11 protein-coding genes and 1 tRNA gene are annotated in these 13,687 nt (G+C 69.4%); 5 read left to right on the plus strand and 7 right to left on the minus strand.

The window, feature by feature from the left end; all coding sequences use genetic code 11:
* Positions 1 to 52: 52 nt before the first annotated feature.
* Positions 53 to 1,213, minus strand: coding sequence for a mandelate racemase/muconate lactonizing enzyme family protein (locus ACFUN8_RS24295; protein ID WP_383641318.1), 1,161 nt, complete (start codon positions 1,211 to 1,213; stop codon positions 53 to 55).
* On the minus strand, positions 1,210 to 2,253 hold the full coding sequence (locus tag ACFUN8_RS24300) for a LacI family DNA-binding transcriptional regulator (RefSeq protein WP_383641321.1): 1,044 nt from the start codon (positions 2,251 to 2,253) through the stop codon (positions 1,210 to 1,212). The genes ACFUN8_RS24295 and ACFUN8_RS24300 overlap by 4 nt, the downstream gene beginning before the upstream one ends.
* Positions 2,254 to 2,512: 259 nt before the next feature.
* Between ACFUN8_RS24300 and ACFUN8_RS24305 the strand changes: the two genes are divergently transcribed.
* The 4 genes from ACFUN8_RS24305 (at position 2,513) to ACFUN8_RS24320 (ending at position 6,210) form a co-directional block, all read left to right on the plus strand.
* Complete coding sequence (locus ACFUN8_RS24305; protein WP_382569529.1) at positions 2,513 to 3,361, plus strand: ABC transporter permease; 849 nt, start codon at positions 2,513 to 2,515, stop codon at positions 3,359 to 3,361.
* A 116-nt stretch (positions 3,362 to 3,477) separates the two neighbouring features.
* Complete coding sequence (locus ACFUN8_RS24310; RefSeq protein WP_383641324.1) at positions 3,478 to 4,494, plus strand: ABC transporter substrate-binding protein; 1,017 nt, start codon at positions 3,478 to 3,480, stop codon at positions 4,492 to 4,494.
* Positions 4,491 to 5,378: an ABC transporter ATP-binding protein gene (locus tag ACFUN8_RS24315; protein WP_383641327.1), complete on the plus strand. Its 888-nt coding sequence runs from the start codon at positions 4,491 to 4,493 to the stop codon at positions 5,376 to 5,378. Before ACFUN8_RS24310 ends, ACFUN8_RS24315 begins: the two co-directional genes overlap by 4 nt.
* 277 nt (positions 5,379 to 5,655) lie before the next feature.
* On the plus strand, positions 5,656 to 6,210 hold the full coding sequence (locus tag ACFUN8_RS24320; protein ID WP_383641330.1) for a GNAT family N-acetyltransferase: 555 nt from the start codon (positions 5,656 to 5,658) through the stop codon (positions 6,208 to 6,210).
* Between the two features lie 136 nt (positions 6,211 to 6,346).
* On the opposite strand, the gene ACFUN8_RS24325 is transcribed toward ACFUN8_RS24320, so the two are convergent.
* From ACFUN8_RS24325 to ACFUN8_RS24340, 4 genes are all read right to left on the minus strand, one after another.
* Entirely contained in the window at positions 6,347 to 7,228 is an 882-nt protein-coding gene (locus tag ACFUN8_RS24325) for a sugar phosphate isomerase/epimerase family protein (RefSeq protein WP_383641333.1), read from the minus strand.
* A gap of 113 nt (positions 7,229 to 7,341) precedes the next feature.
* The gene (locus tag ACFUN8_RS24330; protein WP_383641336.1) at positions 7,342 to 10,812 is read right to left on the minus strand and encodes a ThuA domain-containing protein; all 3,471 of its coding nucleotides are present in this window, start codon (positions 10,810 to 10,812) and stop codon (positions 7,342 to 7,344) included.
* A 227-nt stretch (positions 10,813 to 11,039) separates the two neighbouring features.
* The gene (locus ACFUN8_RS24335; RefSeq protein WP_383641339.1) at positions 11,040 to 11,945 is read right to left on the minus strand and encodes a transketolase family protein; all 906 of its coding nucleotides are present in this window, start codon (positions 11,943 to 11,945) and stop codon (positions 11,040 to 11,042) included.
* Positions 11,946 to 12,011: 66 nt separating this feature from the next.
* Positions 12,012 to 12,719 (minus strand): thiamine pyrophosphate-dependent enzyme, encoded by a 708-nt coding sequence (locus tag ACFUN8_RS24340; RefSeq protein WP_383641342.1) that lies wholly within the window; start codon positions 12,717 to 12,719, stop codon positions 12,012 to 12,014.
* A gap of 148 nt (positions 12,720 to 12,867) precedes the next feature.
* On the opposite strand from ACFUN8_RS24340, the gene ACFUN8_RS24345 reads away from it, so the two are divergent.
* Positions 12,868 to 12,941, plus strand: a tRNA-Pro gene (locus tag ACFUN8_RS24345).
* A gap of 161 nt (positions 12,942 to 13,102) precedes the next feature.
* Here ACFUN8_RS24345 and ACFUN8_RS24350 read toward each other — a convergent pair.
* On the minus strand, positions 13,103 to 13,576 hold the full coding sequence (locus ACFUN8_RS24350) for a hypothetical protein (protein WP_383641345.1): 474 nt from the start codon (positions 13,574 to 13,576) through the stop codon (positions 13,103 to 13,105).
* Positions 13,577 to 13,687 lie beyond the last annotated feature (111 nt).

Genomic DNA, 13,687 nt, shown 5'->3' on the forward strand with positions numbered 1-13,687 from the left:
GATCCCTCGGTCTGCGGTCGTCACCCGGCCCTGCACCCGGCCCTGCACCCGGTCAGGCACGGCGTTCCAGGACGTCGACGGCCAGTTCGCGTACCACCGACTCGTCCACCTCCACCCCCAGGCCCGGTCCGCGCGGCACCCACGCGGTCCCGTTCTCGATCCGTACGGTCTCGCCCGCGTACGGCGAGCCGATGAACTGGCGCCCGTTGAGATCGACCGGCGTCGTGATCCCGTACGCCGCGAACAGGTGCAGCGAGGCGGCCAGGCCCAGGTCCGACTCGGTGAGCCCCGACCCCATCAGCTCGACCCCGCAGTCCTCGGCGAGCGAACACAGCCGCCGCGAGAGCGTGAGGCCGCCGCTGCGCTGAACCTTGGCGATGGCGACGTCCACCGCCCCGAGCCGTACGAAGGTCGCCAGATCGCTCGGATGCCGCAGGCTCTCGTCGAGCGCCACCGGCACGGCCGAGAGGTCCCGCAGCCGCCGCAGCCCGGCGATGTCGTTGGCGGGCAGGGGCTGTTCGAAGGCCGTGACCCCGAGCGCGTCGAGCCGGCGGGCCATCCGCAGGGCGACGGGCACCGTGTACGCCTGGTTGGCGTCGACCCAGAGCGGCGCGTCCGGGGCGTGTTCGCGTACGGCGGCCACCACGGCCGCGTCGGTGTCCTCGTCGTGCAGACCGATCTTCACCTTGAAGGCGCGATAGCCCTCGTCCTTGCCCTCGGCGACGCTGTCCCCCACCTCGGCGGGCGACTGCCCCGAGACGATCCAGCCCAACTCGATCGTCTCCGTGCGCCGTTGGCCCCACAGCACCCCGATCGGTACGCCGGCCGCCCGCCCCAGCAGATCGTGCAGTGCCACGTCCACGGCGCTCTTGGCGAGGGGCGCGCCGATGGTGAATCCCCGGTTGACGGCCTTGTCGAAGGCGGTGTCGACGGCGTCCAGATTCCAGACGGGCGTGCCGATGACCGCCGGTGCGAGATAGCGGTCGATCGTCGTCACGATCGATTCGGCGGTCTCGTACGTCCAGGCGGGGATGGGCGTCGCCTCGCCCCACCCGTACATCCCGTCCGCTCCGACCCGGACCAGGATCCGGACGGACGGGATCCCGGCGACGGCCACGGAGCCGCCGGCGACGCCGAAGGAGCGGTGGGTGGGCAGTTCGACGGCGAACGTCTCGACGCGGTCGATCCTCATGGCGGTCAGATCCTCCGTCATGTCGACTCCACCGTGTCCGAGGTCCCGGCCGGCGGCGGCCCCGTGCTGGCGCGCAGCACCACCTCGCCGCCCACCCGGAGAACGCGCGAACGCTGCCCGTGCGGTTCACGCAGCGCCAGCGAGATGGCGTGCTGCCCCATGGCGGTCAGCGGCAGGGCGACGGTGGTGAGCGGGGGCGTCAACTCCCTCACGAGCGGGATGTCGTCGAACCCCGCGAGCGAGATGTCGCCGGGCACGTCGATGCCCGCCTCCCGGAACGCGGCGAGCGCGCCCACCGCCATCACGTCCGTCACGCCGAAGACGCAGGTGGGGCGGGTCGGCCGGGTGAGGAGTTCGCGGGCGGCCGCGTAACCGCCGTCGCGGGTGAAGGCGCCCACGACGACGTGGTCGCGGTCGAGCGTGATCCCCACCTCCGCCAGCCCCGCGCGGAAGCCGGCCAACCGGTCGGCGACGGTGGTGAGTTCGGGCGGCCCGCTCAGGACGGCGAACCGCCGGTGGCCGAGCGCCAGCAGCGCGCGGGCGAGGGCCGCCGCGCCCTCGCGGTTCTCGGGCAGGACGGCGTCGGCGCGCACGCTGCGGTGCCGGCTGACGACGGCGACCCGGCCGCCCGCGCGGATGTACGGGTCCAACTCGGCGCTCAACGCCCGTTCCCAGGTGCGGTCCTGGAAGCCCGAGCCGATCAGCAGGATGGCGCGGGCGCGCTGGGCACGGAGGATGGAGACGTACTCGATCTCCCGCGACGGTTCACGGAACGTACTCGCGAGCATGACCAGAACGTCCTGCTCGGCGGCTGCCCGCATCACCCCGTCGGCGATCGCCGCGAAATACGGATCGCCCACGTCGTGGCAGATCAGCCCCACCGTGTTGCTGGAGGAACTGGCGAGCGCCTGGGCGTGCGCGTTGGGGATGTAACCGAGCAAATCCGCCGCCGCCCGCACCCGGTCGCGCAGTTCGTCCCGGACGCGTGTGGTGCCGTTCAGGGCTCTGGACGCGGTCGCCAGGGAGACCCCCGCGTGACGGGCCACGACGTCCAGCGTCACGTGCGCCCTTGCTTCCCGTTCACTCAAGACGGCCCCCGAGTCGCGGTGGCGGCAAGGCCCTTGGCGGGCCCGGAAACTTCCGGACGACCTATTGACCGTTCGGACAAGCAGTCATTAGCGTGGCGATCACCTTACCAGAAAGCGCTTTCTGAAAGCGCTTCTTCCGGTACGGCAGTACGGCAACCGGTACAGCAGAGGATCGGACAGCGCTTCGTAACCGCTCCTGATTTCCGAGGAGTTCACTGTGAGCCAGAGCGTCATGCCGGGACCGACCAAAGAGATCGCGGGAGTCGCCACACGCAACAGGCCAGGAGCGGGGGAGCGGTTCGGCAAGGCCGTCGAGACCAGCTGGCGGCCCGTCGCGCTGCTGCTCGCGTGCTTCGTCGCGTGGTGGGCCGTCGCCGCCGCCGAGTTGGTCGAGCCGTATCTCGTCCCCTCGCCCGGGGCGACCCTGGATGTGCTGACGGGCAAGACCAGTTACATCTGGGAACACACGTGGGTGACCACCTACGAGACCCTGCTCGGCTTTGTCATCGCGGTCGTCGTCGGGGTTCTCGCGGCGGTCGTGATGGTCTACTCGTCCACGGTCGAGAAGACCCTCTACCCGATCCTGCTCTTCGCCCAGGTCGTCCCGAAGATCGCCATCGCGCCCCTGTTCGTCGTCTGGCTCGGCTTCGGCATCACGCCGAAGGTCCTGATCGCGGTGCTCATCGCCTTCTTCCCGGTCGTGATCTCGATGGTCACCGGCCTCAAGGCGGTCGATCCCGAGATGCTCCAGCTCTCGGCGACGATGGGCGCGAAGCCGTGGCAGACCTTCGCCAAGATCCGCTTCCCGGCCTCGCTGCCGCATCTGTTCTCGGGCCTCAAGGTCGCGGTGACGCTCGCGGTCACCGGAGCGGTGGTGGGCGAGTTCGTCGGCGCCAACGAGGGGCTGGGCTATGTGATCCTCCAGGCCAACGGCAACCTCGACACCCCGATGCTCTTCGCGGGCCTGCTCGTCATGTCACTGATCGGCGTCGTCCTGTTCGTCCTGGTCGAGATCGCCGAGAAGCTCCTCCTGCCCTGGCACGCCAGCCGCCGGGACAGCAATGTCACGACCTCGTTCTGAGTGCTGAGTGCCGAGCGCTGAGTTCTAAGCACTGAGCACTGAGCACTGAGCGCCAGTCCGAGTCCGAGTTCCGATTTCGAGTTCCGATGAGACCTCTCCTCCGAGAAGGGCCAGCCATGCACTCCCGCAGACTCCTGATCGGCCTCGTGCCGCTTCTCCTGGTCGCCACCGCCTGCGGCGAGGACGGCGGCGAGACCACCACCAGCGACTCCGGCAAGAAGCTGGACAAGGTGACGCTGACGCTCAACTGGTACCCGTACGGCGAACACGCGCCGTTCTACTACGGCGTCAAGGAGAAGATCTTCGAGAAGCACGGCATCGACCTGGAGATCAGGGCGGGCCAGGGATCCCAGAAGACCGTCCAGGCGACCGCCGCCGGACAGACCGAGTTCGGCTGGGCGGACACCCCCGCCGTGCTCAGCGGCGTCGACCAGGGTGTCAACGTCAAGAGCCTCGGTGTGATGCTGCAGACGACTCCGTCGTCCGTGCAGTTCTTCGCCGACCAGAACATCAAGACGCCCGCCGACATCAAGGGCAAGACGGTCGCGGGCACCGCCGGTGACGCGCTCACCAAGACGTTCCCGATCTTCCTGGAGAAGAACAACCTCAAGCTGTCCGACGTCAAGATCCAGAACACCGACCCGGCGGGCAAGATCGCCGCGGTGATCTCGGGGAAGACGGACGCGCTGCTCGGCTACGCGAGCGACCAGGGCCCGACCATGGCGGACAAGGCCAAGAAGGACGTCGAGTATCTGCGCTTCTCCGAGCACGGGCTCAACTTCTACTCCAACGGTCTGATCGCCGGCCAGAAGATCCTCACCTCGGACGCCGAACTCACGAAGCGCATGGCCACGGCGGTCAGCGAGGCGTGGGCCGCGGCCGAGAAGGCGCCGGAGCCGGCGGTCGCCGCGATGGAGGGCGCGTCCGAGCAACTGCCGCCGAAGGCCGTATTGACCGAGCAGTTCGCGACGACGATGACGCTGCTGCACACCGAGTCGACCCAGGGCAAGGCTCCCGGGCTCAACACCGAGGCCGACTGGCAGGCGACGATCGACATCTTCGCCGAGGCCGGTCTCGTCAAGAACCCGAAGGCGCCGGGGGATTACTGGGACAGCTCGGCACTGAAGGGATGACGATGCCCAGGGAATCGACTCTCCGGGAGCGTGGCGTGAGCAAGTCCGGCAAGTTCAGTAAAACCAGTCTGGGCAAGGACGGCGGCACGAGCGGCGGCGCGGGTGCCGACGGCACGGCGGCCGTCTCCCTGAACGACGTCGCCGTCCGGTTCCGTACGAAGGACCGCGACGTCACCGCCCTGCGGGATGTGTCGCTCGATGTGCCGATGGGCGAGTTCGTGGCGATCGTCGGCCCCTCGGGGTGCGGCAAGTCGACCCTGCTCAAGCTGGTCGCCGGCCTGCTGAAGGCGTCCGCCGGTGACGTACGGCTGCACGGGGAGCAGGTCGACGGGCCGCGGCCCGACATCGGTTACGTCTTCCAGAGGGCCGCCCTGCTGGAGTGGCGCAGCGCCCGGCGCAACATCCTGCTCCAGGCCGAGATGCGCCGGATGCCGAACGTGGAGGCGCGCGCACGCGCGGACGAACTCATCAAGATGACCGGTCTCGGCGGCTTCGAGGACGCCTATCCGCACGAGCTGTCCGGCGGGATGCAGCAGCGGGTGGCCCTGTGCCGGGCGCTGCTGCACCAGCCGCCGGTGCTGCTGATGGACGAGCCGTTCGGCGCGCTGGACGCGCTGACGCGCGAGCAGATGAACATGGAGCTGAACCGCATCTGGCGGGAGACCCGCACGACCGTGCTGCTGGTCACGCACTCCATCTCGGAGGCGGTCTACCTGGCGAACCGGGTCGTGGTGATGAGTCCGCGACCCGGCACGATCACGGAGATCATCGACGTGGGGCTGCCGCCGGAGCGGGACTACGTGGAGACGCTGGCCCGGCCGGAGTTCCGCGAGGCGACGACGCACATCAGGGAACTGCTGGGGGCGGCGTCGTCGGAGGACTGAGCGCGGGACCGGTCCCTTGAGCGGGCGGTGGCGGCACGACCTGTCGAAGTGCGGCCACCGCCCATGTACGCCGCGTCGCACGGTGACCGTGCCCCGTACCGACCGGGGCTCGCCCACCCGGTGAGACCGCGTGGCGCACACTCGCCGCCCTTTCCACCCTGACGGGTGGGAAGGGCGGCTCGCTGTCGGCCCGGCTGCCCTTCGGCCCGGCCGGCCGGCTGTCCGACCGCCCCGATATCCGGGTGTCCGCAGGCCGACGCTGTGATTGGCTGCGTCGGTGAGCGAAGAACGTATCTCCGTCAGGCGCCGTGACGTGTCCGATCTCGACGCGTGCGTACGCGTACTCGCCGAGGTCCATGAGAACGACGGGTATCCCGTCAACTGGCCGCCGGAGCCCGCGGGTTGGCTCACCCCGCCCGGATCGCTGGCCGGATCGCCGGCCGAGTCGCCGGCCGAGTCAGGGGCCGCCTGGGTGGCGCTGCTGGACGGCCGGATCGTCGGGCACAGCTGCCTTTCCCCCGCCCGCTCCGGCGACGCCGCGCCCGACGTCTGGAGCGGCCGTACCGGCATGGGCCCGGAGAAGACGGCGGTGGTGAGCCGGCTGTTCGTCTCGCCGAAGGACCGGGGTCACGGAATCGGCGCGCTGCTGCTGGCCGAGACGGTCCGGGAGGCCCGCGAGCGCGGGCTGCACCCGGTGCTGGACGTCGTGACCACCGACCGCGCGGCGGCGGCGCTGTACGAACGCCAGGGGTGGACCCTGATGGCGACGAGGGAGCAGCGCTGGGGTCCGGACCAGACGGTCCAGGTCCACTGTTTCGCGGCGCCGCTCTGACCGGCCCGTACCGAGACCCCACCCCCGTACTGAGATCCCACCTCCGTACCGAGACCCCGACCCCGTACCAGCACCGCACCCCCCGACCGGCCGTGCGGCCCGTCGGGGGGTGCGGTGTCGAGCGGGGGCTGTTACCTCAGTAACGCAGCCTCGCCAGATGGCCGTAGCTGTTGCGCGCCGTGGCGAACGGGTCCTTCGGCGAGTCGTGTTCGACCAGCCACTGACGTACGCCGCCCCGGTGCGCCGTCTCGAACATCTCCGCGAAGTCCAGGACGCCCGAGCCGACGTCCGCGAAGTCGCCGTTCGGAGCCATGTCCTTGACGTGCAGCGCCGGGAAGCGCGGGCCCTCCTCGACGAACAGCCGGCGCGGGTCCGCCCCGCCCTTCGCGGCCCAGTAGACGTCCAGCTCGAAGCCCACGTACTCGGGGTCCGTCTCGTTGAGCAGGATGTCGTACAGGACCTCGCCGTCGACGACCTTGTGGTCCGCGTCGTGGTTGTGGAAGAGCACCGGGCCGAGGCCCGCCTCCCGCGCCGCGCGCCCCGCCCGGTTCATCGCCGCCGCCGCCTCGCGGTAGCCCGCGGGGGTGTGCATCTCGGTCGGCAGACTCGGTACGACGACCCACTCGCCGCCCAGCGTGTGGACGTCCGTGATGGCCTGCTGGAGGCCGGCGCCCGCCACGATGCCGTAACCGACGTGCTCCAGCACCGCCTTGAGGCCGACGTTGTCCAACACCTGGCGGATCTGCGTGGCGTTGCGGCCGAACCGCCCGCTGACGCCGACCGTCGCGTAACCGATGTCCGCCAGCTGCTCCAGCGTCCCCTCGAAGTCCGTCTCCAGGACGGACCGCATCGTGTAGAGGTGCATACCGATCCCGCCGCGCGGGATCCGCCGCCGGCAGCGCGGGTCGTGGTGCCGGCCGGTCTCCGCCGCCTGGGCGGTGGCCGCCGTCGACGCCAGTCCGACCGCGGCCAGGCCCGCCGCCGCCGTACCCAGGAACGCTCTTCGTGTGCCGTTCACCCTCACGTGACCTCGTCTCTCAACTCGCTTGAATGCGGCTCGTATTGATCAGCCGCGCGGTGTTCAGCCGCGCGGTGACCAGTCGTGCGATCGTCGTTTCTCCGTGTGTGGACTCAGCTCGCGGTGATCTCGACAGCGCCCGTGGTCGTGTCGCCCTTGTCGTCTGTGACCGTGAGATGCGCCGTGTACGCGCCCGGCCGTGCGTAGGTGTGGCTCGCGCTCGCGCCCTGCTGCCCGGTGGGCTTCGTGTTGTCGCCGAAGTCCCAGCGGTACGAGGCGACGGTCCGGCCCTCGGCGAGCTTGACCGTGCCGGTCAGCTCCGCCGCCAGCGGCGCCGCGCCTTCCGCCTTCGGTGTGCTGACGGTGACGCTCGTGCCCGGCTTCTTCTCGACCCCGCGGCCGTTGAAGTGCAGCCAGTCGATGGAGAGCACGTCCTGCCCGTCCGGCTTCCAGTCCGGGTTGCTGAACACGGCGTACATCTTCACCGTGCCCCCGACCGGCCTGAGTTGAGTCGTCGGTGAGACGAAGTTCGTCCAGGCGCCGGTGTGGGGAATCGTCACCGAGCCCATCAGCGGTCCGGTGGGCGAGCCGTTGCGGAACTCGACGGTGCCACCCGTACCGCCCGAGGACCCGCCGACGGTGACCGACTGGACTCCGGTGAGATTCACCGGGTCGTACGCGACCCAGTCGCCGTGCTCGATCTCGATGACGCGCTTGCCGCCGGACGCCTCGGGCCGGGCGCCCACGGTGACGCCGCCGTTCTCGCCGCCGGTCTCACTGAAGAACTCGCCCTCGCGGTAGGAGGCTTTGAGATTCGACGTGGCGGTCCCCGTCAGCGCGGGAACAGCCGGGTCGTCGCCGCCGTCGTCCTTGTAGCTCGCGGTGACCCGGTAGAAGAGGTCCTGGTTCGCGTGCTCGTCCGTCGTCGGGACGGTGAACTCACCCACGCAGCCCTGCTTGGACTGCGCCGGGTGCAGCGTGGTCGCGTGCCCCAGCCGCCCTTCGACGGTGACGCGCTCGCAGTCGATCTCCGCACCCTTGCCGTCCTCGCGGTCGGTGACCTTGACCGTGAAGGGAACGGTGTCGCCGAGGCTGAACATGCCGCCGTCCGGGGCCCGTTGGATCGTCAGCACGGGCCGCGAGTTGCCCACGGTGATCTCCCGCGCGGCCTGCGCCGAGAGCTTGTCCGGTCCGGTGACCGTCAGCCGCGCGGTGAAGACACCGTTGTCGGTGTAGATATGAGTGGGGTTGGCCTTCGTGGAGTCGACCGTGCCGTCGCCGTCGAAGTCCCAGGCGTACGTGACCGGCTTGCCCCCCGACAAGCCGGAACCGGCACTGGAGAACTTCACGCTGCGCGGACCCGGCCCGGTGTCGGACGTGGCGGTGATCTTGGCGGTGGGCAGCTCGCCGTCACCGATGTAGTCGACGCGGTAGATGCCGGTGCCCGGGTTGTTCACACCCGTACGTCCCGCACCCGAGCCGACGCCGAAGTCGATCACGTACAGGGAACCGTCCGGGCCGAACTGGGCCTCGAAGAGCTGGTTCCACTTCATGTCCGTGAAGATCTTGTTGATCGACTGGATGTCCCCCGCCTTGGCCGGCGGGAAGCGCGGGTCGCTGAACGACTGGTCCTTCCGCTGGATCGAGAACGTCTTGAACCAGTTCTGGCCCAGCTCGTAGTTGAACCACTTCGAGTCGAAGTACTCGGGGAACTTCGTGGGCGACGGGTTGTCGGGGTCGTAGTCGTAGACGGGACCGCTCATCGGCGCACCGCCGCCGCCGACCTCGGGGAAGAGGGGCGAGCCGGAGTACTGGTACGGGACGGTCGCCGACGTGGCCGGCGGCAGCTCGCGCAGACCCGTGTTGTTCGGCGATTCGTTGACCGGCTCGGCGCAGTCGAACTTCGCCCCCGAGACCTTGGTCGCGAAGTCGTAGTCGTTGAACGGGGTGTTGGCGCCGATGCAGTACGGCCAGCCGAGGTTCGCCGCCTTCGGGACCCGGTTGAACTCGACCGTGCCCTCGGGGCCGCGGTTCGGGTCGGCCGCCCGCGAGTCGGGTCCGTAGTCACCGATCAGCAGCGCCCCGTCCTTCGGGTCCGTGGTGATACGGAACGGGTTGCGCAGCCCCATCGCGTACACCTCGGGACGGGTCTTCGCCGTGCCGGGCGCGAAGAGGTTGCCCTCCGGGACGGAGTACGTCCCGTCGTCCTCCGGGGTGATCCGCAGGACCTTGCCGCGCAGGTCGTTGGTGTTTCCGGCACTGCGCTGCGCGTCGAAGACATGCCGGCCCGCACGCTCGTCGATCGGCGTGAAGTTGTCCGACACGAACGGGTCGGTGTTGTCGCCGGTCGCGACGTACAGATCGCCGTTCTTGTCGAAGGTGAGCGAGCCCGCCATGTGCACGTTGGCGCGCTGCTCGTCGCGGTCGGTCGGGATCTCCAGCAGGAGCTTCTCGGACGCCGGGTCGACGGTGCTGCCCGTCAGTGTGTAGCGCGAGAGGTTCAGCTGTTTCTTCTCCTTGTCGGAGTGCAGGAGATAGAGCCAGTTGTTCGTCGCGAAATCCGGATCGAGCGTCAGCCCGATGAGCCCGTCGGACTGCTCCGTCATCTTGAGGCTGTACTCGAAGTCCAGCGCGGTGGTGGTCTGCGAGGTCGACTGGTCGAGGACCTGGAGCTTTCCGGTGCGCTGGATGTAGATCACCCGGTTGTCGGGGGTCACGGCCAGCTCGTACGGGTCGGAGAGGTCGGTCGCCAGCTGCGTCCGCTTGAAGGACCCGGTCTTGGTGGCGGAGCAGTCGCCCGGCTTGTTGCCGGCCGCCCACTGGATGCCGCCGAGCAGGTGCTTGCGGAAGTGCTCCTCCGAGAAGGCGGACGCGTCATGGCCGCCCGCGGTGAACCAGGAACGTCCACCGTCGTAGTTCTGGCACCAGGACCACGGGTGGTCGACGCCTTCGTCGAGCCCGGTGATGCCGTCGTTCACCTTGATCTGCGCGAGCGTGTGCACCTTGCCCGTGGGGTTGGTGCGCCAGTTGTACCACTCCTCCGAACGCTCCCAGAGCTCCGGAAGGCCCTTGGTGGAGGGGTGCGCCTGGTCGAGCACCTTGACGCGGCCGGTCTGGATGGCGGGGTGCTTGTCGAAGATGGCCCCCGTCAGCCCCTCGTACCAGTCCCAGTCACGCTCGCTCGCGGACGCGGCGTGCAGTCCCACCCAGCCGCCGCCCGCGCGGATGAACTTCTGCAGGGCGGCGCGCTGGGGAGCGTCGAGCAGATCGCCGGACTCCGGCGTGGAGTTGGTGTTGTTGAAGACGATCGCCTGGAAGCGCGCGAGATTCGCGTCGCTGAAGACGCTCGCGTCGTCGGACGCCTCGACCTCGAAGCCGTTCTCCTCACCGAGCTTCTTGATTCCCTCGATCCCGGCCGGGATCGACTCGTGCTCGAAGTTGGTGACCTTGGAGAAGACCAGGACACGGAACGGCGCGGCGGCCGCGGGAGGGGGCGAGGCGACCCCGAGTCCGAGCACGAGAGCGAGCAGTGCCAGGACGACGGTGAAGGGCGTCAGCGCCCCTCGCGGTCGGCCGGTGCGCATGGGGGATCGGTCTGGTGGACGGCTACTCACGGGCGCTCCCGGTGCAGGTGGCGGCTACGAATGGGAAGAAAGCGCTTTCTTAAGTACGCCGCACAGCGTAGGTTCCCTGCTTCCGGGGGGTCAATGGGTCGGAAGCGTCCACTGTGGTATGGGAGTTGGGGGTAGCGGAGCCGCCTCGTCCGATCGGTCGTTTTCTGACGTGGTGGGCCGTATGTGTCCGACGGCCGTTAAAAAGTCCGCGTCAGGAAGGCGGAGACGCGTGCCCGGAGCGACCGGGGGTCCAGGCCGTGCGCCGTGAGATGTTCGTCCATCTCCCCGTACTTGCGCAGTTCGCGCCGGCCCACACCCAGCCCGAGTACGCGGTGCGGTACGTCCGCCAGTGCCTCACCGGCCGCCGCCGTCGACGTCCCGGCGAGGTACGGCTCCACGATCACCGCCTCCGCGGCGCCCGTGTCCCCGACGGCCCGGCGCAGCGCGGCACCGTCGAAGGGCCGTACGGTCGTCGCGTACAGCACCGTCGTGTCGAGTCCTTCCGTCGCCGCGAGGACGTTGTCCAGCATCGGCCCGACGGCGACCACCACGCCGTGGTTCCCCTCACGCACGGTCAGGAAGCCTGCCCCGGTGACCGGCAGCGCCCGCGCGTTGGTCTGCGTCGAGAGCCGTACGTACACCCGGTCGTCGCCCTTCGCGGCCTGCCGCAGCAGGACCTCGGCCTCGTCGGGGTGCCCCGGCACATGCACGGTCCAGCCGTCGAGCGTGTCGAGGAGTGCCACATCGCCCGGCGACATATGGGTGAAGCCACCGGAGGGCCAGTCGTACGACCCCCCGGCGCTCACCAGCACCCCGCCCACGCCCTGGTGGCCGAAGTCGAGCTTCACCTGCTCGAAGGGGCGCTCCACGAGGAAGCTCGCGAAGGTGTGCACGATCGGCCGCATGCCGGTCAGGGCGATGCCGCCGCCCGCGCCGACGAGGAGTTGTTCGCGGATCCCCACGTCGATCACCCGGTGCGGATGACGGCGTTCCGCCTCGTGGAAGCCGTCGTGGCCGATCACGGCGAGTACGACGGCGAGGCGCGGGTCCTCGTCCAGCAGCCGGGACGTGGTCGAGGCGAAGCGTTCACGCATGGTGTCCATCAGAGAACCTCCGAGTGGGTCTGAGTGGTCCGGGTGGGTCTGGGATCGGTTCCGGCTCGCCGGCGGTCAGGGCCGGGGTTCGACGCGGGCGACGACGGCCCTGGCCCGACCGGGATGGGGCGCGGTGAACGCCTCGTACAGCGCCTCGTGGTCCCGCCCGTCGACGGTCACGGCCGACCAGCCCGCCGCCGTGAACCGGGAGGCGATCCCGCCCGGCCAGCCGTGCGTGGCCGACGAGTTGTCGATGACGAGCGTGTGCAGCTGTTCGAGACCGGCGGGGCCCGCGTAGGCGATGGCCTCGTGGTTGCTGCCCTCGTCCAGCTCGCCGTCCCCGATGAGGACCCAGACCTTGGAGCCGGTACGGCCCTGCGCCCGCAGCCCGAGCGCGCTCCCGACGGCGAGCGGCAGCCCGTGCCCGAGCGACCCGCTGCCGATCTCGGCCCCCGGCACGAGCAGCCGGTCGGGGTGATGGCCGAGCGGCGAGTCGTACGAGCCGAAGCCGGCCAGCAGCGACTCGGGGAAGAAGCCCCGGGCGGCGAGGACGGCGTAGTACGCCATCGGCCCGTGCCCCTTCGACAGCAGGAAACGGTCGCGCGCGGGGTCGTCGGCGGTCGCGGGGGATACGTTCAGGACCCGGTCGTAGAGCACCCAGATGGCGTCGAGGGTGGAGGTCGCGGCCGCCCCGTGCTTCTCGTCGCCGGTCATCAGCGACAGCAGCCGGTCGAGGTCCCGGTAGGTGTACGGCGCTGTGGTTGTCCGTGTCGATGTCGTCATACGCACCACCGTGCTACCTCAACTTAACTTGAGGTCAAGCGCCCGTCCGAGGTCGCAGAACGGAAAAAGCGGTTCGTGACCACCGGTCGGAGTGCGGTATTGTTCTTATGCGCGTTCAGCCGGGGGAAACCCCAGGTCAGACGGGCACCGGGACGTGGCGCAGCTTGGTAGCGCACTTGACTGGGGGTCAAGGGGTCGCAGGTTCAAATCCTGTCGTCCCGACTTGCTTTCACGCGAGTCGCAGGCGGTATCGGAGTAATCCGATGCCGCCTTTCCGTCTTTCTCGGGGACGAGTTGGGGGCCGGCCGGTCCAGCGGTGGGGTCCGGCGATGTCCGGGGCGGGGCTGGGCGGACGACGAGGCCGGTCGGAGAGATCGGGCGGATTACTCCACGACGAACGGCGCGTATCCAACGGGCACTTCGCTCACCTGAAGGGCGGAGAAGAGCAGAGTCAGGTTGTGCGCGTTGGTCTCGATGCGCACCTCGTGGAAGTCGATCCCGAGGGCCTTCGACCAGCGGCGGGTCGAGTCCGACTCGGGGAGAAGCCTGGCTCCCGGGTACAGGCAGTGCCACTTGACTCCCCATACGTATCCGTCGAGATCGACACCGGTCTCGTGGTCGATGAGCCGGTCGTCCAAGGAGACCCGCCAGGTTTCCGCCGGCACTGACGTCTCGCAGTGGGCCTCGACGCAGTACCGGAAGAGGTAGCGCAGGTGGGACGGCTCGATGCCGGTGCGGGGATCCGCCGTCGCGAGGACGATGACCTCGTAGTCGCGCATGTAGTTGGTGTATCCGTGGTGCACGAGGGCGTGATCGAAGGTCTCGTCCAGCATCTGTTCAAGTACGGCGGCATCCATACCGCTCTTCTACCTCATCCGGCGGGACCTTCGACAACGAGATTCACGGACGTTCGGCGCCGCCGCTCCGCCCGCACGTCAGGCCCTGTCGGACCGGTTGGTCCGACAGGG

Source organism: Streptomyces sp. NPDC057307, assembly GCF_042667665.1.
GTDB lineage: Bacteria > Actinomycetota > Actinomycetes > Streptomycetales > Streptomycetaceae > Streptomyces.

Bases quoted from the DNA above. Each gene is read 5' to 3' on its own strand.
- ACFUN8_RS24295 (WP_383641318.1), bottom strand. From the start codon at position 1,213: ATGACGGAGGATCTGACCGCCATGAGGATCGACCGCGTCGAGACGTTC.
- ACFUN8_RS24305 (WP_382569529.1), top strand. From the start codon at position 2,513: ATGCCGGGACCGACCAAAGAGATCGCGGGAGTCGCCACACGCAACAGG.
- ACFUN8_RS24340 (WP_383641342.1), bottom strand. From the start codon at position 12,719: ATGACGACATCGACACGGACAACCACAGCGCCGTACACCTACCGGGAC.
- ACFUN8_RS24350 (WP_383641345.1), bottom strand. From the start codon at position 13,576: ATGGATGCCGCCGTACTTGAACAGATGCTGGACGAGACCTTCGATCAC.
- ACFUN8_RS24330 (WP_383641336.1), bottom strand. From the start codon at position 10,812: ATGCGCACCGGCCGACCGCGAGGGGCGCTGACGCCCTTCACCGTCGTC.
- ACFUN8_RS24335 (WP_383641339.1), bottom strand. From the start codon at position 11,945: ATGGACACCATGCGTGAACGCTTCGCCTCGACCACGTCCCGGCTGCTG.
- ACFUN8_RS24315 (WP_383641327.1), top strand. From the start codon at position 4,491: ATGACGATGCCCAGGGAATCGACTCTCCGGGAGCGTGGCGTGAGCAAG.
- ACFUN8_RS24310 (WP_383641324.1), top strand. From the start codon at position 3,478: ATGCACTCCCGCAGACTCCTGATCGGCCTCGTGCCGCTTCTCCTGGTC.